The organism is Oceanihabitans sediminis, assembly GCF_003337215.1.
GTDB classification, from domain to species: Bacteria; Bacteroidota; Bacteroidia; order Flavobacteriales; family Flavobacteriaceae; genus Oceanihabitans; species Oceanihabitans sediminis.
Window position 1 is genome coordinate 184867 of record NZ_QPIG01000005.1, and the last position, 21904, is coordinate 206770.

The window sequence follows — 21904 nt, forward strand, 5'->3', positions numbered from 1 at the left end:
ATCCATTGTTTTTTTATAAAACCTTTAACATTTGCTTCATTAAGCCCTAATAAAGACACTATATGTAAGAATAATACTATTTTGAAATACATGTATAACGAAGCCTAAAGGAATAGAATTTCCCATATATAGGAAAGATATAAATCAAGTTAATTTATAATAGGATACGAAAAAACAAGCAATAGATTTTCAGTCTCGTTAGGCAAAGCAACAATTCCGAAAGATTTTTTATCATGCAGCTATTAAGAAACCCTACCTCCTACGACTATAAACCTTCCCTTCCTCCAATTCTTTTCCTGCAAACAGGTTCTCAATGGTTACTAAATGATAGCCTTTTGCTTTTAAATTACTAATTACTTGAGGCATAGCTGCAACGGTAGACGGATGAATGTCATGCGCTAAGACAATGCCATTAATAGAGGCTTCACTAATCCTTTCTGCTACAATGTCGGTCTTGCGATCTTTCCAATCTAAAGGATCTAGATTCCATAAAATAATAGGCATATTCGCATGCGCTTTTACCATATCATTTAAAGATCCGTATGGTGGTCTTAAAACCTGAACATCTTCACCAATAATATTAGAAATCACCTCGTTGGTTTCATTAATCTGTTGGATAACAGCTTCCTCTGACAGTCTTTTTAAATCTTTGTGATCCCAACTATGATTACCAATTTGATGTCCTTCTTTATAAGCTCTTAAAAGTGTGTTTTTCTGCACTTTGGCCGACTTCCCTAAAACAAAAAAGGTAGCCTTAACCTCATGCTTTTTTAAAATATCTAAAAGTTGGGTGGTGTATTTTGCCGGACCATCATCAAAAGTGATAGCAACACATGGTTCCTTACTACAATCTACTTCAAAAGAAGTTTCTGCAGTTTTAGGTTCTTTTTCCGTAGGAAGTATCTCCTCCCCTTTTTCTGCTGGAATTAAAAAAACTTCTAGGTACTTTTCAGCTACTAAATGGCGATAGCTATCTGGAGATAATTTTACTTCAATAGCACCAAAATTTCCGGAGGCTACTTGATACTTATCAAAATAAATAGTCAGCTTTCCTGAGGCATCCCAAGAAAAACCATCGTAATTTTCATCACTAGGCATGGTTCCCTCTATAAGCATCTCCTCTGCATTATTCCAAAGAGCTTCTTTATCTGAAGCACTTACCCCTTCCATAGCTGCAATTTTTTCCTTTAAAATGGCTTTTGTTTCGGACTGTACGATTGTCGCTAGTTTTTCAAAATTTTCTTTAGGAGAAAATAGCCTTGAAAAAGGAAGTCTTTTTTGGTCTTTTACATCATATACATAGGTAAAAAACTGTGTGTCATAATTGTTTCCGTAAGAAGTATAACGCTCTATTAAAAATGTAAGAACAGTCGGACTACTAGCAACCAACTCAAAGTGCTGACCAAAATCTAAACCTGCAATAGCTTCTTCGTTTTTTCCTTTAGCTGCAGCTTCAAATTCCTTTAAATATGATTGAGCAAATGCTTCTTGATCGTTATTAATAAAGTTATACACCGTACTTGGGTAAGAAATATGAAGTTTATTTTTATCGTTAGAAGTATCCGACCCTACTTGAATGTTTTTTATCTGAATACTATCCGATAATGCTTCTACACTTTCATCAAGCTCTATGCGGAATGGTGCGTCTATCGCTTCTTCCTTTTTAGCTTCTTTACAGTTAAAATTAATGACAACTAAAATCAGTACGTAGACTATATTTTTCATTATATTTTTCTAGTTTTTTTTGTAGTCCTTTAATCAGTTCCCTATTAGTTATTGCAACTTATCAGCATACTTAAAAATAGCAGGCAATCCACCGGTATGCCAAAACAATACATTGGAATTCGATGGGATTTTCTTTTCATTTAAAAAATCTAACATGCCATAAAAGGCCCTTCCGGTATAAACAGGGTCTACCAAAATACCTTCCGAAGTAGCTAGCTCCTTAATAGCTTTTATTTCGTCTAGAGTAACCTTACCATATCCTTTCTTATCATAGTCTCTATATAAAGAAATATCTGAAAGGGAAAAAGCTTCTGAAAGACCTAATTTTTCAACTCCTTCTTGAACGATTTTAAAAACCACTTCCTCTAAAGAACCTCCCTGTATACCATCTTTATCTATATTAATTGGCATGAGTGTAGCATCTAGCGAAAAGAGTTCTTTTCCTAGCGTCAAGCCAGCTTGCATCCCTCCAGAACTAGAAGCAAAAAAGATATAGTCTATCTCTAAGTTTTGCGCAGTAAGCTGCGCTTTCAGCTCCTTTACAGCATGCACAAAACCTAATGCCCCTGTAAAGTTAGACCCCCCGTAAGGAATAACAAAACACTTAGCGCCTTCCTGCTGAAGCTTACTTTTTAACGCCTCTATGTCCTCCCCTTTTCTATTCGCACCTGTAAAATGAATTGCTGCACCCAAAATAGAAGATAATAACAGGTTTCCTTCATATACTTTTGGGGCTGTTCCTCCTAAAAGTAAATGACATTTTAAACCCGCTTTAGAACAAGCTGCTGCAGTTTGCCTACAATGATTAGATTGCTGTGCCCCTGCAGTAATAATAGTATCACAACCTGCATCAAGGGCTTCTTGTATAAGATATTCTAGCTTTCTAGTTTTATTTCCACCGGAAGCTAAGCCGGTAGTATCATCTCGCTTCATATAAATTTGATATCCCGGATATTTTTTTGATACGTTTTTTAAGGCATGTAAAGGGGTTGGAAAAAAGCCTAAATCAAATTTATTATCTATCATATTGTATTATTTATACTATTAGTAATTAGCTGCTGTATAACGCTTTAAAACTTCGATGTATCTAACCATGAAAACATCTTTTTAAAAGCTTCTTCTCTTACTGCTTTAGGAGATAAAAAGATATCATGTACTGCGTCATCTATCTGTATGAGAGTAACCTTGTTTCCTAGTTTTTCCCCAACACGTTGTATATCTTCAATATTTAAAACAATATCATGGTACATAGCTTCTTTAGTAAATTTGGATATTTTAATAGATCTGGAGGAATGCATGACCAAAACTGGGACTTGTATATCGGATTTCTCTAATCTTTTTTGCGCCCTTGCTATTGCCACTACCCATTTAAAATAAGTAGAAAATCCTTTTATAGGCTTCCATGCCAAATTAAAATCCCATTCCCCATAATAGTCCTTGTGAATACTTTGAGCGTATGCAGGAGATAAAACGCCATCTATCTTTGCGTAATCGGAAACGCTCGCTATTAATTTTGCAAAAAAGATACTGATGCTTTTATCTATTTTCGTCTTATTGAAGTCTAAAAAAGGAGCGTTTAAAATAAGACCTGAAACTAGATTTTTTTCCTTTCCATAATTCATATAGCAGCTAGCGGTTAGACCTCCTGTAGAATGACCCATCAAAAAAACAGAGTTACTGCTACTTTTTATTTGACGAAGAGCCATAGAAATTTCTTCAAAATACTCGTCTATACTTTTACAGTAATTCGGATGCTGATGCTTCAAAAGTGCTCTACCATATTTACGAAGATCCAAAGCGTAAAAATCAAAATCAGCGCGGTGAAACTGCTCACCCAAATGTGCTTGAAAAAAATAATCTACATAGCCATGTACAAATAAGATACTTTTTCGATTTCCAGTATTATAGTTGGACGCAACCAAAACCGCCTGCACTTCTCCTTCGTAATCAGGTGGAAGCGAAAGTACCTGACTACTGTAATCTTTTTCCAAATCCATTATTACTGCTCGATTTCTTATTTCGTTTCTAATTTAATTTCACTTTGCCTATACATTTTATGTTCTAAAACTTGGGAAGGCATTTCAATATTATTGGCATCTAAAATTCTTTTAATATCCGTAATGGCCTTACTTCTAATATTATGTCCTAGATATTCATCTGGTAAATTTTTACTAGACAATATATCTATCCAAAAGAAAATTTGAATATCGGTGGTATACTCGCCTAATTCCTGCACGACGACATTATGTGCTGGTTTTTTTAATATATTTTTATTCGTATCTAAATAGTCAAGTATCAACTTTCTAGTTTCTTCAATATCACATTCTGGAGCAATTCCTATCATAAAATTAATTCGCAAATAACCATCTTTCGTATAATTGATAAGGGTGTTTTTAATAATAGAAGAATTAGGAATAAATATATCTTTCCCTTCGGCATTTCGTAAATGCGTTAAACGTATATCTAACTCCTTCACCGTACCTTTTACGCCTTGAATTTCTATGATATCCCCAATTTCAAAAGGTCTTTTTAAAGCTAAAATAATTCCTGCTAAAAAATTCTCTCCAATATCCTTAAAGGCGAAACCAAATACAATAGCACTTACTCCCGCCCCAGCAAAAACAGTACCTGCAACTCCAGAAAACCCAAAAACACTTAAAGCCATGGTAGCTCCAAAAAGATATATAGACCATTTAATAACCTGAGCTAAAAAAGTAGAAAGAATACTATCCTGCCATTTTTTCTCTGTTGCTTTGTCTATAATTTTATAAATGATTTTTCCTAAGATGATAGCTACGACCAATATGATGATTCCCGAAATAATATTCGGAATTCTCGCCGTTATCTGATGAAAAAATTCACTAAAAATGCTATTGAAATCTATTTCCATTATTGCTGAATTAAAAAATTAAGGATAACAAAAAGCTCTGAAGGAAGGAACCAACTGTTAAGACTTTAAAGTTAATATATTTTTTTGACGAAGAAAGTCTATAAAAGCGAAAGATTACAATAAAACAAACCTCGTAAATCTGTCTTGACAAGGCATAGGAAACGACTAATACAATTCCCTTAAAATGTTAACAAAAACATAAGATTTACGCTTCTTTCTAATTAAAGCACAATCACTATTTATATCTATTCTAAATTGCTATATTTGCATTTCTAAAAATAATTCTATGAAGAAGTTAATACTAGCTATAGCAACAATTTCCTTGGTTATTTCCTGCGGAAAAAGCAAAAAGAATGAAAATACAGCAACCGAAGAAACTACAAAAGAACAGGTTGTAAACGTTTATACGCACCGCCACTACGAGCCGGACCAAAATATCTTTAAAATGTTTGAAGATAAAACGGGTATTAAAGTCAAGGTAATTAACGCTAGTGCAGATGAGCTGATTCAAAAAATGAAAATGGAAGGCAAGCAATCTCCTGCCGATGTTTTAATAACAGTGGATGCTGGTAGATTAAGCCGCGCTAAGGACGAAGGCTTATTACAAAGTATCGAGTCTGAAGTGCTAGAGAAAAACATACCTGCACACTTACAAGATGTAGATAACCAATGGTTCGGATTAACCAAAAGAGCTAGAATTATTGCTTATGCAAAAGATAGAGTAAAACCTGAAGACCTTTCTTCTTATGAAGCTTTAGTAGATGAAAAATGGAAAGGGAAAATTTTAGTAAGATCTTCTGCTAATATTTACAACCAATCCTTAATGGCTTCTATTATTGCTAATGACGGAGAAGAAGCTGCTAAAACTTGGGCAGAAGGAATCGTTGCAAATATGGCACGTTCGCCAAAAGGTTCCGATAGAGATCAAGTAAAAGCGGTAGTAGCCGGTGAAGGGGATATTGCAATTGTGAATTCCTACTATATTGGTAAAATGCTAAATTCTCCAGATGCTGAAGAAGTAAAAACAGCACAACAAATCGGATTATTCTTTCCTAACCAAGAAGATAGAGGGACCCATATAAACGTAAGTGGTGCTGGAGTTGCTAAATATGCACCAAACAAAGAAAATGCCATTCAATTTATTGAGTTTTTAATTGGAAAAGAAGCACAACAAGTATTTACAGAAGCAAATTACGAATATCCAGTTTTAGAAAGCGTAGAACCTGTTAAAGATATTCAGGCTTGGGGAGATTTTAAAGAAGACACTTTAGGCTTAAACAAACTAGGAGAAAACAACAAAAAAGCAGTATTGATTTTTGATGCAGCAGGCTGGAAATAATAACAAAGCATTCTCTCTAAAAACGAGAATTAAAAGGCTTAAAAGAGATATAAATAAGTGGTCAGTTTTTACACTGGCCATTGTTTTTTTCTTGGCCTTACCTATTATATTCATTGGAGTAGAGCTTTTTGCCGGTCCAGGGGAAACCTGGGGGCACATTGTAGACTATCTATTACTGGATTATATATGGAATTCTCTATACCTCGTACTTGTTTGTAGCATCCTCGTTTTACTCCTTGGGGTTTCTTCGGCTTGGTTTGTTTCTCGCTACGACTTTCTTTTCCGAAAGCAAATGGAATGGTTACTAATCCTTCCGCTAGCCATACCTTCTTATATTGTTGGCTATGCCTATGCTGGCTTTTTTGATTATGGCGGGAGTATGGACTTACTTTTCCGTCAACTAGGTTTAGAGTTTATGCGTATAGATATCATGAATAGAGCCGGACTAGCCTTCGTGCTAAGTATTTCATTATTCCCATACGTGTATGTAAGTGCTAGAGCTTTTTTCTTAAACCAAGCTAATAATCTTTTAGAGGCTTCTAAAATGTTAGGAGTTGGCGAACTAAAAACCTTTTTCAAATTAATGCTTCCCCTAGCCCGCCCTGCTATAGTTGCTGGATTGGTATTAGTTTTAATGGAAGTACTTAATGATTATGGAGCGGCTAAATACTACGGAGTAAACACCTTTACCACCGGAATATTTAGATCTTGGTTTTCTTTAGAAGAACCTCAAACAGCAGTATACTTATCGGCCTTATTAATCTGTTTTATTTTTGCTTTAATCCTCTTTGAAAAATGGCAAGTAAGAAAAATAAAATTCACCTCCTCTAAAACAAATAGCAACCAAATTCAAAGAAAAAGACCAAAGGGAGCCATGAAGTGGCTTATATTTTCTGTAGTATTTTTACCTATACTACTAGGTTTTATTTTACCGGTAGCACAATTAATATACTGGGCAGTAATAACAGCTTCTACAGTATTTGATATGGAATTTATTATGATTTCGCTTCAGAGTTTTGCTATCGCAATTGCCTCTGCAGTGATAACAGTTTTCTTTGCTCTTGTGCTAATTTATTTTTCAAAATGGAGCACACTTACTACTATTAAAAACATCTCTAGAGTTGGCGTTTTAGGATATGCCATTCCGGGAGCAGTGATTGCCATTGGAATCATGATTCCTACTTTAGCATTAGATAAATGGCTAATCAATATACTAGGAAATTTTGGTATAGATAGCGGATTGATTATCAACGGAACCTTGCTAGCCCTATTCTACGCCTATGCAGTACGTTTTTTAGCAGTAGCATATAATCCTATTGATTCTACAGCATTAAAAGTGGATAATTCAATTCCAGATTCCTCCAAAGTATTAGGGGTTGGAAATTTAAAAACCTTTTTTAAAATCGATTTTCCTCTGATTAAAACAGGGGTGTTTAGTGCCGTAATTTTGGTTTTTATTGATGTGATGAAAGAATTACCGCTTACACTAATATTAAAACCTTATCATATAGATACTTTAGCAGTAAAAGCTTTTGAATACGCAAGTGACGAAATGGTTATGGAGGCTTCCATCCCATCACTTTTCATTATCTTTACTGCAATGATACCGGTGATATTTTTAAATAAACTTTTGATTAAAAAATAAACATGCTTACAATAAACGCTCTTTCTAAAAGCTTTGACAAAGGGAAATCTTATGCCCTAGAAAATGTGACTTTCAACCTGAAAGCAGGTCAAGTCTGTGCCATTGTTGGAGAAAGTGGTAGCGGAAAAACCACCTTAGTGCGTTTAATTGCTGGCTTAGAAAGACCAGACAACGGTAGCATTACAATGAATGAAAAAGTCATTGCATCGCTAGATAAGTTTGTACAGCCAGAAAAAAGAAAGATTGGTTTGGTTTTTCAGGAATATGCGCTATTCCCACATCTAACCATTTTAGAAAATGTGTTATACGGGATTTCTAAAGTAAAAAACAAAAAAGAAAAAGCGCAAGAAATGCTCGACTTGGTGGGCTTAAGCGGCATGGAAAAACGGTATCCGCACCAACTTTCTGGCGGACAACAACAGCGTGTAGCCCTAGCAAGAGCATTGGCTCCGGAACCTTCTTTATTAATCTTAGACGAGCCTTTTAGTAACCTAGATACCATGCTGCGTACACAGTTACGAAACGAGGTCTTCGATATTATTAAAAAAACGGAAGTTACCGTCTTATTCGTTACACACGACACCCAAGATGCACTTTCGGTAGCCGATGAAATTTTAATTCTTCAGAAAGGAAAAGTAATTCAAAAGGATGTAGCAGAAAATCTATACGTAAAACCAAACACCCTTTATGTGGCTTCCTTATTTGGAAATACAGTACATATCAACAAAAACCTACAAAATGCCTTCCGATGTCCATTAAAAGAGGATTGCTGCCACGCGATAAGAAACGAAAAAATAATTGTGAGTCAATCTTCTACCGAAGCAGACTGTGAATACATTACTGCTGCAAAGGTGATTAAGAAAATCCCTTTAGGAAACGCCACACAATTAGTTTTAAAACTTGAATCTGGCGAACAATTAACAGTAATGACCCAAGATCAAAACATAGCAGATACCATTTATGTTGGGTTTAATTCTAAAGATATTTTAGAATTTGATCAAGAACTATAAACTATTATTTATACTCTAAAGTACTAAAGTCCTGATTACTAAAATTAGATATTTCAGGAACCTTTACTCTATTAAACTCATACCCTGTTGCTTGGTGACATTTATTACAGGCATTGGTAAGTAAGATATAACTTCTTTTAAATAACTCTAGATCTTTTTTCTCAATAGCATCTTCAATACTTTCTATAGCTGGATTTAAAATTTCAATCATTTTACTCTCCTCTCTATCTGCTTGATATTTCATAAGATCCTCCATGGTTTCTTCTATTTCATGAATCTCAAAATCGGCAAGTTTCCAATTTTCATTTTCACCAGCAAACCATAGTTTAGCATGATGATTTTGTAAAGTCCCCATAAAATCACCAAAACCTGGTTTATAAGCATCAGCAAGTTTATTTTCTAATGCTTCAATACGATTAAGCAAAACTTTATTGCTTTCGGAAGAATTATTGCAAGAAAAAAAACTAAAAACAATTAGAATTAAAAGCACTTGTCTCATGGTTCTATTGGCTATTATTTTATATTTAAAAAAGGGAAGTTAACAAATTAAAACCACTTTAAAAACTTAAGTACAGATAATGATTTTTGCACTTCGTTTATAAATATAAAAGTACTTTTCCTATACTTTACTCATTACATGAAACACCTTTTAAAGAGGTTATATATTCGCTCGGAAAAAGGTAAAATCACCTCAGCAAAATATATAATTTCAATGAAAACAACATCATGATATGTATACATACATCCACAGCAATTTGTATAATAAAAAGCAAGAAAGCATCATACGTCTTATGAAAGTTACCTGTATTATGCTTATAAATTTTTCATTAGTTTAATGGAATAAAGAACAAAAACCACAAACATCAGCCCAGCAATAAAATACTCCGTTTTTGAATAATAATTTGCTCTACCAATAATACCGAAAGTCACCCATATAAGTCTTGTTAGATGTTCCATTTTAAATAAGGTATTCACACTACTATTCCACTTTAAAGCGTAAACCCTCTCCTTAAATCATATACTGAAGAATAACAGCCTTTTGATTAGTAAAAATGATTTTTTATAAAAGTTTGTACACCCTCATTTTAAGGAAAAAATTAGAATAAATCCTTTAGTCCCACAACACCCAACAACTATTACCTAATGCCTAACCCCTAATCCCGCTGCGAACTAATAAAAGGAATTCTAGGCGCTAAAAAGTAACCGGTCAAACTAGCAAATAAAATCGGAATGAAATGCCCAAAGCCTGTTAAAGTAGCAAGCAATATAGTGGTACTCATTGGTGTTCGAGTAACACATGCATTTATAGCTGCCATACAACTTACAATAGCTAAAGTAAGATGAATAGTAGGGAATAACCGATGTAAAATAATCCCTAAGGTAGCTCCTACAAAAAATAATGGTATAATAAATCCACCTCTCCATCCAGAAGTTACCGTGATGGAAATAGCAATAATCTTAAAGATTAAAATGGCTAATAATAACGTTATAGAAAATCTAGACGAAAGGAGTTCGTTGATTTCATGATGTCCGAAATAACGTGTGATTGGTAAATAAAAAGCGATAACACCGAGTAAAATTCCTCCAATAAAAGTTTTTATATAGATGGGTATCGGACGTTTTTCAAAAAGATACTTAAAAAATTTAGTGGAAAATATAAAAGCCCAACCAAAAGCTGCTCCTACAATCGCAAATAGAACGGCATAAGCAAAATCAAATATCCCAGAATACTCATAAGCGGATAAATCCCAAATCGGACCAAGACCTAAATGAATGATGATAGCAAAAACCAAATAACTAAAACTACTTGCTACAAAAGCAGGGATAATAGCTTTATAATAAGTAGCTGCATGCTTATGATGTAATATTTCTAAGGAAAATAAACTCCCTCCCAAAGGCGCACCAAATAATGCTGTAAAACCAGAAGCCATTCCCGCAATACTTAAAGATCGTAAGGCTTCTCCTTTAAGTCGAAACAACTTCCCTATCCAGGTACCCATAGAACCTGTTACCTGTACCAAGGGAGCTTCAGGTCCAAGACTACCTCCAGAGGCTACACAAAATAAAGAGGATAATACCATGGAAAAATTATTCTTCGGGTTTAGCTTCCCCTTATTAAATCGAATATTATTGACTATAAGATTTATTTCCCCAGGATCTCCAAAAAAGTAAATAATCAAACCTACAAAAAGACCACAAGTTGCCATAACAGGAATCACTTCCCAACCACTAAAAAAAGCTAATTGATGAGTTAAAAACTCAAGTACAATCCAATAAACACCCGCAATAAGACCTCCTAATAAACCCAGGAAAGCCCACAATAAAAAAGTTCTACTAAAAACAAAAGGATTAAACCGTATAGGTTGGTCTAATATATTTAAATAACTGACTAGTTTTCTTCTACGTTTTAATTTCACTTGCTAGTTTCCTTCTTATTCGACAAATGCTTTGCTAAAAAATGCAATGTAAACATTATTAGGAAGTACCTAGCAGGGCTACCGTGTTTTTTTAGAACTCCTGCCTACTAAAAGACATAAACAAGAACCCCTGTAATTACAGCTAAAGCTAGCGCAACGTATGTTGCAATTTTCCAATGTAAGGGAATAGTTTCACTTTTATAAACACCATAAAGTCCTAATGGCGGAATAAAAATCAACAAATAACCTACTATATATCTATTATACCATTTATTCTTATCTATCATTTTAAAGCTATTTGTTCGTTTCTATTGGCGCCTATAACCCTTTATGTTAAAAGTAATTATGGCTATTATATTTATATGGAATATAAGAAATAAATTAGTAACAGAACAGGATGCAGGAATATTTATACTCTAAACTTATTGTAGGAATATATTTATGACACTTCAACCTTCATAAATGGAATTTTAACGAAAAAATAATAAACAAAATAAAAACACTAAAAACATGCGTTTTTAACATTAAAAATATACTTTTATTGCACTATTAATAAAAGCTAGTTGGTTTTTTAGATTTCATCTGAGTTATAAAGAAACGACATCTTTAAAAAATAACTCTATGAAAAAAACAACACTAGTAGCAATGTATTTACTTGCTGCAGCATCTATTTATTCACAAGAAACTATCCCTATATCAGGTGGAGACGCTTCGGGAAACGGTGGCTCATCTAGTTACACCATAGGCCAATTACTTTACACCACCCATTCAGGCGGCGGTACCTTAACCCAAGGAATACAACAAAGCATAGAACTCTACACTTTAACAAATCCTAATCTTACAACGGTAAATCTAACCGCTGGTATTTACCCTAATCCCGCATCAGACTATGTAGTATTAGCAATAAGCGATGGCAGTCTAATAGATTTGAACTTTGTGCTTTACGATATACTAGGTAGAACCGTAGCGCAAGGACAAACAAAGCAAGACAAGACACAAATAAATATGCAAGGATTGGAAATGGGTACTTATGTACTTAAAATTAACCAAGCTAGACGCACCTTAAAATCTTTTAAAATCATTAAAAATTAAAAAGAAATATGAAAAAGATATACACCCTCATACTAACCATACTATGCACAACAATAAGTATTGCCCAAACACCAGAAAAAATGAGCTATCAAGCAGTTGTTAGAGACAGTGGAGCTAATTTAGTTACAAACCAAGCTGTAGGAATACAAATAAGCATCCTACAAGCTACTCCTACAGGAACAGCTGTTTACGTTGAAACACAAACTCCTACTAGTAATATTAACGGACTAGTAACTTTAGAAATTGGAACAGGAAATATAGTATCAGGGGATTTTACAACTATAGACTGGGCAGCAGACACTTATTTCATTAAAACAGAAACCGACCCAACAGGCGGAAACAATTATAGTATAACAGATATCAGCCAGTTATTAAGTGTCCCTTATGCCTTATACGCAAAAACATCAGGAAGTTCCATTCCTGGACCACAAGGGCCAGCTGGAGAAGATGGTGCTGTAGGACCGCAAGGAGCTACAGGAAACGATGGAGCAACTGGACCACAGGGACCTATCGGCTTAACAGGACCACAAGGGCCAACAGGTAACGATGGTGCTGTAGGACCGCAAGGAGCTACAGGAAATGATGGAGCAATTGGACCACAGGGACCTATTGGCTTAACAGGGCCACAAGGGCCAACAGGTAGCGATGGTGCTGTAGGACCGCAAGGAGCTATAGGAAACGATGGAGCAACTGGACCACAGGGACCTATCGGCTTAACAGGACCACAAGGACCAACAGGTAACGATGGTGCTGTAGGACCGCAAGGAGCTACAGGAAACGATGGAGCAACTGGACCACAGGGACCTATCGGCTTAACAGGACCACAAGGGCCAACAGGTAACGATGGTGCTGTAGGACCGCAAGGAGCTACAGGAAACGATGGAGCAACTGGACCACAGAGACCTATCGGCTTAACTGGACCACAAGGACCACCTGGAACGGATGGGGTACTATTAACAGAAAATACTGATGACACAGCAACAACTTCCTTTGAAGGAACAACAACCAATCTAATCAAGCCTCCAACTAGTAATGGCATTTATGTATGGAATCAAAACGGAACTACCGGAACATGGGTTGCTCCTGCAATGGAAAACGCTAAAAACTTTATAGGCACAACTCCAACTCCGATAGATGGTGGTTCAGCTATCGCCTCTGAAATGGATCGCGATCCAATGGAAGGAGATGAATGGACTAGCTCCATAAATGGAGAGACATTCATTTTTCAAAATGGAACATGGTCATTAGTACCTGTAAGTAATGCACAAGGTGCAGCTGCAAATGTTGGTGACATGCTATATTGGAATGGCTCCGAATGGACTCCTGTAACAGCAGGTTCATACGGAGATACACTTCGATTTTGTGACGACGTTCCTACATGGGGCTCTTGCGTGCCTCATGTGACAACTACGAACATCAGCTCAATTACACCAGGTGCAGCTTATAGTGGAGGAACAATATTGTCTGATGGCGGTTCACCAATAACCCAAAAGGGTGTTTGCTGGAGCACCTCACCAGATCCTACATTAGCAAATAACTCAACCTCAAATGGAAGTGGGAGTGGCAACTATACAAGTAGTATGACTGGCTTAACAGGATCTACATCCTATTATGTGAGAGCTTATGCTACCAATGCAAAAGGAACAGCCTATGGTAATAATTTAACTTTTACAACCTTACCTCCCGGACCTCCACCACAAATAGGAGATTTCGCTTATGGAGGTGTGGTTTTTTATATAGATGGCACAGGAGAGCATGGTTTAGTTGTAACTATTGAAGACACAGCGACACAAACTGTTTGGGGGTGTAGTGGACAAACCATAGGTGGCACCTCAGATGCAATTGGTTCTGGAAAAAATAACACCCTTCGTATTGTTTCAAATTGTTCTGAACCTGGATCTGCTGCAGCAAAATGTCAAAACTTAATATTAAACAATTATGATGATTGGTATCTACCTAGTATTAATGAATTAATGCGAGTATATAGCAATCAAAGCGCTATTAATTCAACTGCAATTGCTAATGGAGGGTCTATAATATCAGGCACTTATTGGAGTTCTACAGAATTAAATCATACATTTGCTTTTCCGGTTAACATGGCAACGGGAAATAATGGATACCTTGGTAAAATCGGACAATTAATGGTACGTGCAATTAGAGCTTTTTAATACTCTTAACAAATCTAACTTACAAAATACTAAATATTGAAAGTGTAAGATAATACATTAAAACTTTACCTTATTAGCTGTTAAGCTTAAAGCAAAAAACCAATATTACATAAAATGTAGTATTGGTTTTTTTTGTGTTTATAAGATTCCTTATATATTCTTATTATTCTGAATAACGAAGTTTAATAAGCTTATCTCCTATTACTAATTCGTCAATAAGCTCTTCTTTATCTATTGAAGGTCTAAATTCTACGGCGATTTTTCTTTTCTTTTTTGCTTTAAGCTTTTGCTGAAGTTTATTGGTTCTGCTGGTTAGTTTCATAGCCATTACTACAAAATCTATAGCATGTAAATCGCCATTATCATTTCGAATAAAAACCTTCTCAAAATCAATTTCTTGATCTTCAGAAGAATTGTTTCTAAATTCAAACACTATACTTATAAATCGCCTTCCTTTTTCTGCAATAATATTTTCCGTATAGTTACCACCACCCCTGTCTATAATTCTTTTTTTATTTAAACTGAATATCCTAAATTCTATATTTTCAGAATAATCATAAAAACTTTTTCTGTCAATTTTCTGAGCGCTAATTGGTAAGCTGATAAGAAAGAAAAAAATTAGAAGTTTATACATAGTAGTGGGGTTTAAGAGGAATAGAAAATTAGTAAGGTTTAGCTTTTACAGTTAAGGGTTTACGGATTACATTTTTTTGATATTCTCCATGACTCCACCATCCACAAGAATATCTGTACCTGTAATAAAAGAGGCTTTTTCACTTGCTAAAAAAGCAACCACATTTGCAATATCTTCTGGCTGACCGTTTCTTTGCATGGGTGTTGCTTTTTTCATCATTTCCATTTGTTCAGGATGTTCTTCGGCTGCTTTTAAAGCCATATCTGTTTCAATAACACCAGGAGATACAGTAAGAATTCTTGCTTTTTTCTGTCCCCATTTATTTAGGTTTTTCTTTGATACTAATATTACTCCTCGCTTCACAAAATTATACATCCTATCAGAATTATTATGAACAAACTGGCTAACCGTTTCAAAAGAATCAGGCTTTTGCGGATGCATAAGTGCCGCATCATATTTTTCACTTGCAGGAATAGTATGAGCCATCATAGAGGAAAGTAAAATGGCCACAGAATGCGCATCTGCCATTTCATAAAAGGCGTCTACTAATAAATCTGTTGCTACTAAATCTATATCAAAAATTTTACGCAGATTTTGCATAGATCCACTTACACCAGCTGTATGAATAAAAGCTTTAAAACCACCCTTATCTGCTACATATTGGCGGAGTTTATTCACGTCCTCCTTAGAAGTTATATCACAAGCAATACCACTTACATCATAACCTTCTTTAAGTAGCTTATCTACTGCCGCAGCTACTAATTCTTGTGAATAATCTGTTAGAATAAGTTTCTCACCCTTAAAAGCTTGCGCACAAGCTGTTCCTATACCTCCTGCTCCACCGGTTATAACTATGGATTTGTTTCCTCTGTTCATTGTATAATAAGTTAATGATTAATAAGTTTTATTGTATCCGGACCTGATTGCCTTCAGAAAAGCGAATAAAAAGGTGTTTGATGTATTTTATTCTACTGTAAAATAATATTCTTTTTCAGAGCTGTCTAAGTCTCGCCAAGAAACTTCTCCACAACTATCAAAGCCTATCGAATTTGGATGATGTTCAAGAGGATATTCTGCTATTATAAACTCATTTCTATTACTGTTTTCTAAAATTCCTTCTCGCAAACTAATCACAAAATCACCACTACTACTAGGCTTTAAACCTATTCTATAACTATAAGACGCATTATTGCTTTCAAGATCTGGATGGGCTTCTATTTTTCCGTTTTCACATGAAGGCAAAAACATAAATTGCCCGGTATCTACAACAAGTTCGAATGCATCTATAGCATCTTTGCAATTGGCATCCTGTGTAGGTGTTATAAATTTATAAATAGAAAAATAGTCCGGTTCTGGAGTGCTTATAAAAACAGAGTCGTTAACAGCTGCATCAAACACATTACTAGAGACCTTTCCATGAATCCAAATAGTATCTTGCATGGTAAAACTAGACTCCGGTGTTACTTCCACTTGGTACTTATTGAAAATAAACATATTTTCCGCTACATCATCTTCGCAAGTAGTCGCCATAAAAAGTGGAGCTAGTAGGAAACACCTTAATAAATTCTTAATCATAGTTTTTTTTTAGAACTGAAACATAGAAATAGCATGCTTTCCATGTTTTTAGTCTTTGTTATTTTTATTTTTTTACATGTATGAAGCATCTAATTTAGCAAAAAAATAAAACGAAAGTTTGTTTACATCGAAAGAAATACAATAAAAAAAACACTTTTAAGAGGTGAAAAGAATAACAAGTATTTAGTTATACTAGTGAACAATACGTGTAGTTCGCTTTATTTTAATGAAATTTCTTTAAGGATTAATAAGCAATTTCTCCTTATTATATTTTTTGTGTTGAATTTTCTTTTTCTCTAGAATTGCATAAAATTTACGAGGTGATATTTTAAGATCTTTCGTAATTTCGCGCACTTTTTTCTTTCTTTTCTTATACAGTTTTAAATTCTCATTTACCTGCTTATTAAAGAAATGCTTCTCTAGCTTTTCAACAATTTGTAGTGCCGTTAGATTAGACTTCCCTGCACAATCTTCAATCTCCGAAATAATATTTTTTAAAACACCTTTACCTCTCCCCCATTAAGGATTAGTCGAAATAAGAGAATATAAGGGATAGAAACCTATGATTTTGTTTCAGAAGAAACCTCACAACCTACATAGCAGAATTGAATGGTATTGCTTTCAAGTCCTTATAATTAGCTTCTAAATGAATGTCAAATGCTTCAGCTAGAAAAGATAAATAAGAAGCATCATCTTTAAGAAAAATTTGCTCCTCCTTACCGTTAATTACCTTTTTAAATCGGTCATTATACAAAGTAAGCACACCATATGGAACAGGGAGTGCAGCAATTCTAGCGTTGATAAAAAAAGAATCTGGACTGGTAGAAGTAAAATGATTCCCAAGCTTCAAATCTATATCTAAAACCGGACTTAAATCAAAACTGTACAGGTTTTTCCATGTATCCCCTTGATTGCTTTGTAGCATATAACCAAACAGTTCACTAGAAACCAATCTAAAGCTGCGGTGCTCAAAACGAACAACTTCGTTAATAACAAAAGGAATGGGAATAGTAGGAGATTCGGCACCAAAACCTACATCTACAAGCCAGGTTTGGGAATCTATAGTTACAAGAAGGGCTTGATGCGTTCTTCCTCCTGGCTCACCTGTTAAATGAACACGTCCCAACAAAGGCCTTACTTCAAAGCCATATGCTTGAAGGGCCAATAATAGTAGTCCGTTTAACTCAAAACAATAGCCCCCGCGCTTGTGCTTCACTAATTTCTGAAATATGGAATGCGCATCTATGGGGATATTTTTTCCCAAACAAATATCAATGTTTTCAAAAGGAATGCTCAAATGTTGTGCACGATGCAAAGCCTTTAAACTCTCATAATTTACAGAAATAGGAGCTTCAAGATTAATTCGTCTTAAATACTCTTGCTTATTAAATATAAAATCGCTCATCTATCATCATTATCCATTAAATACCTTTTCCTTAAATCTAAAAGAATATCCTTTATTTTCGAATGCTTAAAAACAACTTCTGAAAATCCCATTGTTGCTAAAAGAGAAATAAAAGCTAATGCACCAAGTCCACCACCATAGCCATCAAATAACGGACTTTTGTAAATATATAATCCACAGAACAAAACTCCAGCAATTCCCAATCTAAAATAACCAACTTTAGCTTCAGAAGAAACCATTCCAATAAAGGAAGATCCGAAAAAAACTACCGGAATATTTCTTGTTAAGTAAGCAGGAAGTAAATCTGGAAAACTATAAAAAAACAATCCTACAATTAGAGAAAGTAAAGCAGAGGAACGCACAGCACTCTGCTTAAATCGGAGGCTGAAATAATAAGTAAGTACCGAACCAAGAATACTTGATAACAAAAGTATTATAACATGCATGCTAACCAATAAATTAAAGAAGTAATTACAACACCACCAAAAGCAACAGTACCAAGCTTTCCTCCTATACCTAGAAATATATTTTTGGATAACATAAAAAGTAAACCAGATAGCATACCCGCTAACATCACAAAATAAATAGAAGGTGCTATTACAACACTAGACATACCAACAAAAACACCACAGTAAATAGGACTTGGTAACTTTTTTAAGTATGCGGATTCTTTATACAAGTTAGGAAAAAAGGATGCTAACACACCTACTAAACTTGCAGATAAAACAGCACCTAAATCAGTAGAAACATATAATAGATGACAAATAATGGCACCTATTGGAACCCATATAGCTACTGAAAAATCTTCATAACCATATGCATCATGATGTAAGTCTAAATATTTATACCCTAATAAAACGGCAATTGTAACAAATAATGCAGAAAATAAAGCAATAAAAGTATCATATGCAAAATGCTTCCGTATCATCAGCATTAAAAGTGTAATTTGAAGCAGTAAAATAATAGATATAGTAAAAAACCGAATGGTTTTATGTTTATTCATATAGCAATTGCATCTTTTTGTTGAAGCTAATGTGTTACTACTTTTAAAGCAACTTCCCGCACTCATGATATATTTTAAAAGCTGTTACAACAACCTAATTTAAGGTTTGCAAATTTAAGCAAAAACAACAAAACCCCAGCATTTGCAGAGCTAGTATTATAAACTTACTTAATCAAATTATAAAAAAACACACACATACCACCCTAACACACCTCAAATATTTTAACAAATACATAAAATTTTGCAAATAAAAAACGATTTTATTCAGTATTTACGTTAATTTAGTAAATAAATTATCGTAAACAATTAAAACTATTATTAAAAACAAAAAACATAACATATATTAATAGCTATAAAATCAACTCACTTTTGATAAAGAAAATCATCCTTTTTAGACATAAAGAGTCACCTAAAAGACACCTTAACAAATCAATGAAGAGTTAAAAAAAAAAAAAACGATTAAGAATAGGAACCAGTAACAACTTCTACCCTTTATAGAAAAGATTATCAAACACCTATTCTTATCATCCAATATGAACCTTTAAATAAAACCCTATGCATTTAACAGCTAGAGAAACAGAAAAGCTCCTCATATTCATGGCGGGTGAACTCGCAGAAAAACGCAAGGCTAGAGGCGTGAAATTAAATTACCCAGAGGCCATCGCATTAATCAGCAACCGATTGCAGGAAGCTGCACGAGATGGTAAATCCGTCGCTTCTTTAATGCAAGAAGGCGCAACTTACTTAACACGAGAGGATGTTATGGAAGGCGTTCCTGAAATGATTCACGATGTACAAATTGAAGCAACTTTTCCCGACGGCACCAAGCTGGTAACCGTCCATAATCCTATTCGTTAACCTTAATTTACAAACTATGATACCAGGTGAATATATATTGAAGAAAGAAGATATTGTATGCAATCCCTTCCGAAAAGCCATCAAATTAAAGGTTATCAATAAAGGCGACAGACCCATTCAAGTTGGATCTCACTACCACTTTTTTGAAGTGAATAGAGAAATGGAATTCGACCGTGAAAAGTCCTTTGGCTACCGATTGAATATCCCTTCAGGAACAGCTGTTCGTTTTGAGCCAGGGGAAGCTACAAAAATTGAACTCATCCATTTAGGCGGGAAACGCAACTCTTTCGGACTGAACAATCTTGCTATTGGCGACACCATGAATCCTCAAAATTTAAAGAGGGCAATGCTAAATGTAGAACGTGAATCCTTCAAAAACAAAAAGTCATGAGTTTTAAAATCGACAGAATTAAGTATGCCAATATGTACGGACCAACCCTTGGCGATAAAATAAGATTGGGAGACACCGAACTATTTATTGAAATAGAAAAAGACTATACTTTCTATGGTGAGGAAAATAAATTTGGTGGCGGAAAAACGGTTCGTGATGGCATGGCGCAATCCAGTACAGCAACTCGTGATAGTGGCGTTTTGGATTTAGTGATTTTAAACTGTATTGTTTTAGATCACTGGGGAATTGTTAAAGGAGATATTGGAATTAAGGATGGTAAAATAGTGGGTGTAGGAAAAGCCGGAAACCCAGATACCATGGAAAATGTGGATCCAAACATGATTATTGGCGCCTCGACAGAGGTACATGCTGGTGAAAACCTAATCGCTACTCCAGGAGGAATAGATACACACATCCATTTTCTTTCTCCACAACAAATTGAACACGCGCTTTTTAGCGGAATCACCACCATGATTGGTGGCGGAACAGGACCTTTTGACGGCACGAACGCTACCACAGTAACCCCTGGCGCTTGGAATATAGAACGTATGCTTCAGGCGACAGATGATTTACCAATGAATTTAGGCTTCTTCGGAAAAGGTAATTGTTCACATTTAGCTCCTTTAAAAGAACAGGTGGAAGCAGGTGTTTTAGGGTTGAAAGTGCATGAAGATTGGGGAGCAACACCATCGGTTATTCACGCATCGCTACAAGTAGCAGATGAATATGATATTCAAATTGCTCTGCATTCTGATACTTTAAATGAAGCAGGATTTTTAGAAGATACTATGGACGCCATAAACGGAAGAACCATCCACACCTTCCATACAGAGGGCGCTGGCGGTGGCCACGCTCCAGACATTATTAAAGCAGCAATGTATCCGAATGTGTTGCCAGCCTCTACAAATCCGACGCGACCTTTTACAAAAAACACTATAGATGAACATTTGGATATGCTGATGGTATGTCATCATTTAAGTAAAAACATTCCTGAGGATGTCGCCTTTGCTGATTCTAGAATTAGACCAGAAACCATTGCTGCTGAAGACAGACTTCACGACATGGGCGTTTTCAGTATTATGAGTTCCGACTCACAAGCCATGGGACGTGTGGGTGAAACCATTTCAAGAACCTGGCAAACAGCGCATAAAAACAAAATTCAACAAGGTTTTTTGGAAGAAGATAAAAAAATGAAGGCAGATAATTTTCGTGCAAAACGTTACGTGGCTAAATACACCATCAATCCAGCAATTGCTCACGGTATTTCCCAACACGTTGGGTCTATTGAACCTGGAAAAATGGCCGATTTTGTATTATGGAAACCTGCCTTGTTCGGAGCAAAACCAGAAATGATTGTTAAAGGAGGTATGGCAATTGCCAGTAAAATGGGAGATCCAAACGGATCAATCCCAACACCGCAACCTATTATGATGCGCCCAATGTTTGGCGCTCTAGGAGCTGCCGTACATAAAACCTGCGCCACTTTCGTTTCTAAAGCCGCAATGAACAATAATATTAAAGAAAAATACGGGCTCAAAAAACAATTATTCGCTGTTACCAATTGCAGAAGTATTTCTAAAAAGGATTTAATCCATAACGATAAAACTCCTTTAATTGAAGTCAATCCTGAAACCTACGAAGTAAAAGTAGATGGCGTAAAAGTAACCTGCGACCCAATTGATGTGGTGCCTTTAGCACAACGTTATTTTTTATTTTAATAAGAATTTAAAGCTGCGCAACGTCGTATAAACC

The 21904-nt window shown here is 35.2% G+C and carries 21 protein-coding genes; 8 read left to right on the forward strand and 13 right to left on the reverse strand.

Features of this window, described 5'->3' with window-relative positions; genetic code table 11:
- Positions 1–252 precede the first annotated feature (252 nt).
- The 4 genes from DU428_RS12180 to DU428_RS12195 are packed head-to-tail and all read right to left on the reverse strand — an operon-like array spanning position 253 to position 4615.
- Positions 253–1725 (reverse strand): polysaccharide deacetylase family protein, encoded by a 1473-nt coding sequence (locus DU428_RS12180; RefSeq protein ID WP_113966614.1) that lies wholly within the window; start codon positions 1723–1725, stop codon positions 253–255.
- Positions 1726–1773: 48 nt separating this feature from the next.
- Entirely contained in the window at positions 1774–2751 is a 978-nt protein-coding gene (locus tag DU428_RS12185) for a D-cysteine desulfhydrase family protein (protein WP_113966615.1), read from the reverse strand.
- Between the two features lie 44 nt (positions 2752–2795).
- The gene (locus DU428_RS12190; protein ID WP_113966616.1) at positions 2796–3722 is read right to left on the reverse strand and encodes an alpha/beta hydrolase; all 927 of its coding nucleotides are present in this window, start codon (positions 3720–3722) and stop codon (positions 2796–2798) included.
- Positions 3723–3739: 17 nt separating this feature from the next.
- A complete protein-coding gene (locus tag DU428_RS12195) occupies positions 3740–4615 on the reverse strand; it encodes a mechanosensitive ion channel family protein (RefSeq protein ID WP_072352761.1) in 876 nt (291 codons plus the stop codon).
- 286 nt (positions 4616–4901) lie between these two features.
- On the opposite strand from DU428_RS12195, the gene DU428_RS12200 reads away from it, so the two are divergent.
- The 3 genes from DU428_RS12200 to DU428_RS12210 are packed head-to-tail and all read left to right on the forward strand — an operon-like array spanning position 4902 to position 8609.
- Positions 4902–5954 (forward strand): Fe(3+) ABC transporter substrate-binding protein, encoded by a 1053-nt coding sequence (locus DU428_RS12200; protein WP_072352760.1) that lies wholly within the window; start codon positions 4902–4904, stop codon positions 5952–5954.
- A complete protein-coding gene (locus DU428_RS12205; protein ID WP_113966617.1) occupies positions 5935–7599 on the forward strand; it encodes an ABC transporter permease in 1665 nt (554 codons plus the stop codon). The genes DU428_RS12200 and DU428_RS12205 overlap by 20 nt, the downstream gene beginning before the upstream one ends.
- Positions 7600–7601: 2 nt before the next feature.
- Positions 7602–8609 (forward strand): ABC transporter ATP-binding protein, encoded by a 1008-nt coding sequence (locus tag DU428_RS12210; protein ID WP_113966618.1) that lies wholly within the window; start codon positions 7602–7604, stop codon positions 8607–8609.
- Between the two features lie 4 nt (positions 8610–8613).
- Here DU428_RS12210 and DU428_RS12215 read toward each other — a convergent pair whose 3' ends face one another.
- The 3 genes from DU428_RS12215 to DU428_RS12225 all read right to left on the reverse strand — a co-directional run bounded on the left by DU428_RS12215 (position 8614) and on the right by DU428_RS12225 (position 11313).
- Positions 8614–9033, reverse strand: a complete 420-nt coding sequence (locus tag DU428_RS12215) for a hypothetical protein (RefSeq protein ID WP_123796520.1) — start codon at positions 9031–9033, stop codon at positions 8614–8616.
- 730 nt (positions 9034–9763) lie between these two features.
- Positions 9764–11026 (reverse strand): chloride channel protein, encoded by a 1263-nt coding sequence (locus tag DU428_RS12220; RefSeq protein ID WP_113966620.1) that lies wholly within the window; start codon positions 11024–11026, stop codon positions 9764–9766.
- Between the two features lie 107 nt (positions 11027–11133).
- Positions 11134–11313, reverse strand: coding sequence for a hypothetical protein (locus DU428_RS12225; RefSeq protein ID WP_113966621.1), 180 nt, complete (start codon positions 11311–11313; stop codon positions 11134–11136).
- Between the two features lie 334 nt (positions 11314–11647).
- Here DU428_RS12225 and DU428_RS12230 point away from each other — a divergent pair, with 334 nt between their 5' ends.
- Together DU428_RS12230 and DU428_RS12235 are read left to right on the forward strand one after the other, a co-directional pair.
- Positions 11648–12118 (forward strand): T9SS type A sorting domain-containing protein, encoded by a 471-nt coding sequence (locus DU428_RS12230; protein WP_113966622.1) that lies wholly within the window; start codon positions 11648–11650, stop codon positions 12116–12118.
- An 8-nt stretch (positions 12119–12126) separates the two neighbouring features.
- Positions 12127–14286 carry an Lcl domain-containing protein gene (locus DU428_RS12235; RefSeq protein WP_123796521.1) on the forward strand — a complete coding sequence of 720 codons (2160 nt, stop codon included), beginning with the start codon at positions 12127–12129 and terminating at the stop codon, positions 14284–14286.
- A 163-nt stretch (positions 14287–14449) separates the two neighbouring features.
- Here DU428_RS12235 and DU428_RS12240 read toward each other — a convergent pair whose 3' ends face one another.
- From DU428_RS12240 to DU428_RS12270, 6 genes are all read right to left on the reverse strand, one after another.
- Positions 14450–14920, reverse strand: coding sequence for a hypothetical protein (locus DU428_RS12240; RefSeq protein ID WP_072352753.1), 471 nt, complete (start codon positions 14918–14920; stop codon positions 14450–14452).
- Positions 14921–14986: 66 nt separating this feature from the next.
- Entirely contained in the window at positions 14987–15796 is an 810-nt protein-coding gene (locus tag DU428_RS12245; protein WP_113966624.1) for an SDR family oxidoreductase, read from the reverse strand.
- Between the two features lie 87 nt (positions 15797–15883).
- The gene (locus tag DU428_RS12250) at positions 15884–16450 is read right to left on the reverse strand and encodes a hypothetical protein (protein WP_072352751.1); all 567 of its coding nucleotides are present in this window, start codon (positions 16448–16450) and stop codon (positions 15884–15886) included.
- A gap of 637 nt (positions 16451–17087) precedes the next feature.
- Positions 17088–17900: an arylamine N-acetyltransferase family protein gene (locus tag DU428_RS12260; RefSeq protein ID WP_072352749.1), complete on the reverse strand. Its 813-nt coding sequence runs from the start codon at positions 17898–17900 to the stop codon at positions 17088–17090.
- Complete coding sequence (locus tag DU428_RS12265) at positions 17897–18346, reverse strand: hypothetical protein (RefSeq protein ID WP_113966625.1); 450 nt, start codon at positions 18344–18346, stop codon at positions 17897–17899. Before DU428_RS12265 ends, DU428_RS12260 begins: the two co-directional genes overlap by 4 nt.
- A complete protein-coding gene (locus DU428_RS12270) occupies positions 18334–18903 on the reverse strand; it encodes a hypothetical protein (RefSeq protein ID WP_113966648.1) in 570 nt (189 codons plus the stop codon). The genes DU428_RS12265 and DU428_RS12270 overlap by 13 nt, the downstream gene beginning before the upstream one ends.
- Before the next feature lie 555 nt (positions 18904–19458).
- Between DU428_RS12270 and ureA the strand changes: the two genes are divergently transcribed.
- From ureA to ureC, 3 genes are read left to right on the forward strand one after another with little or no spacing between them, the layout of a single operon-like run.
- Entirely contained in the window at positions 19459–19761 is a 303-nt protein-coding gene (gene ureA, locus DU428_RS12275) for an urease subunit gamma (protein WP_113966626.1), read from the forward strand.
- A gap of 16 nt (positions 19762–19777) precedes the next feature.
- On the forward strand, positions 19778–20152 hold the full coding sequence (locus DU428_RS12280; RefSeq protein WP_113966627.1) for an urease subunit beta: 375 nt from the start codon (positions 19778–19780) through the stop codon (positions 20150–20152).
- The gene (gene ureC / locus DU428_RS12285; protein ID WP_113966628.1) at positions 20149–21870 is read left to right on the forward strand and encodes an urease subunit alpha; all 1722 of its coding nucleotides are present in this window, start codon (positions 20149–20151) and stop codon (positions 21868–21870) included. The genes DU428_RS12280 and ureC overlap by 4 nt, the downstream gene beginning before the upstream one ends.
- Positions 21871–21904: the final 34 nt, after the last annotated feature.

What these genes read in the sequence shown, in the direction of transcription:
- DU428_RS12260 (WP_072352749.1), bottom strand. Translation starts at nt 17,900, where the DNA reads ATGAGCGATTTTATATTTAATAAGCAAGAGTATTTAAGACGAATTAAT.
- DU428_RS12250 (WP_072352751.1), bottom strand. Translation starts at nt 16,450, where the DNA reads ATGGCGACTACTTGCGAAGATGATGTAGCGGAAAATATGTTTATTTTC.
- DU428_RS12230 (WP_113966622.1), top strand. Translation starts at nt 11,648, where the DNA reads ATGAAAAAAACAACACTAGTAGCAATGTATTTACTTGCTGCAGCATCT.
- DU428_RS12180 (WP_113966614.1), bottom strand. Translation starts at nt 1,725, where the DNA reads ATGAAAAATATAGTCTACGTACTGATTTTAGTTGTCATTAATTTTAAC.
- DU428_RS12235 (WP_123796521.1), top strand. Translation starts at nt 12,127, where the DNA reads ATGAAAAAGATATACACCCTCATACTAACCATACTATGCACAACAATA.
- DU428_RS12245 (WP_113966624.1), bottom strand. Translation starts at nt 15,796, where the DNA reads ATGAACAGAGGAAACAAATCCATAGTTATAACCGGTGGAGCAGGAGGT.
- DU428_RS12195 (WP_072352761.1), bottom strand. Translation starts at nt 4,615, where the DNA reads ATGGAAATAGATTTCAATAGCATTTTTAGTGAATTTTTTCATCAGATA.
- DU428_RS12190 (WP_113966616.1), bottom strand. Translation starts at nt 3,722, where the DNA reads ATGGATTTGGAAAAAGATTACAGTAGTCAGGTACTTTCGCTTCCACCT.
- DU428_RS12270 (WP_113966648.1), bottom strand. Translation starts at nt 18,903, where the DNA reads ATGAATAAACATAAAACCATTCGGTTTTTTACTATATCTATTATTTTA.
- DU428_RS12210 (WP_113966618.1), top strand. Translation starts at nt 7,602, where the DNA reads ATGCTTACAATAAACGCTCTTTCTAAAAGCTTTGACAAAGGGAAATCT.
- ureC (WP_113966628.1), top strand. Translation starts at nt 20,149, where the DNA reads ATGAGTTTTAAAATCGACAGAATTAAGTATGCCAATATGTACGGACCA.
- DU428_RS12185 (WP_113966615.1), bottom strand. Translation starts at nt 2,751, where the DNA reads ATGATAGATAATAAATTTGATTTAGGCTTTTTTCCAACCCCTTTACAT.
- DU428_RS12280 (WP_113966627.1), top strand. Translation starts at nt 19,778, where the DNA reads ATGATACCAGGTGAATATATATTGAAGAAAGAAGATATTGTATGCAAT.
- DU428_RS12205 (WP_113966617.1), top strand. Translation starts at nt 5,935, where the DNA reads ATGCAGCAGGCTGGAAATAATAACAAAGCATTCTCTCTAAAAACGAGA.
- DU428_RS12240 (WP_072352753.1), bottom strand. Translation starts at nt 14,920, where the DNA reads ATGTATAAACTTCTAATTTTTTTCTTTCTTATCAGCTTACCAATTAGC.
- DU428_RS12265 (WP_113966625.1), bottom strand. Translation starts at nt 18,346, where the DNA reads ATGCATGTTATAATACTTTTGTTATCAAGTATTCTTGGTTCGGTACTT.
- ureA (WP_113966626.1), top strand. Translation starts at nt 19,459, where the DNA reads ATGCATTTAACAGCTAGAGAAACAGAAAAGCTCCTCATATTCATGGCG.
- DU428_RS12225 (WP_113966621.1), bottom strand. Translation starts at nt 11,313, where the DNA reads ATGATAGATAAGAATAAATGGTATAATAGATATATAGTAGGTTATTTG.
- DU428_RS12200 (WP_072352760.1), top strand. Translation starts at nt 4,902, where the DNA reads ATGAAGAAGTTAATACTAGCTATAGCAACAATTTCCTTGGTTATTTCC.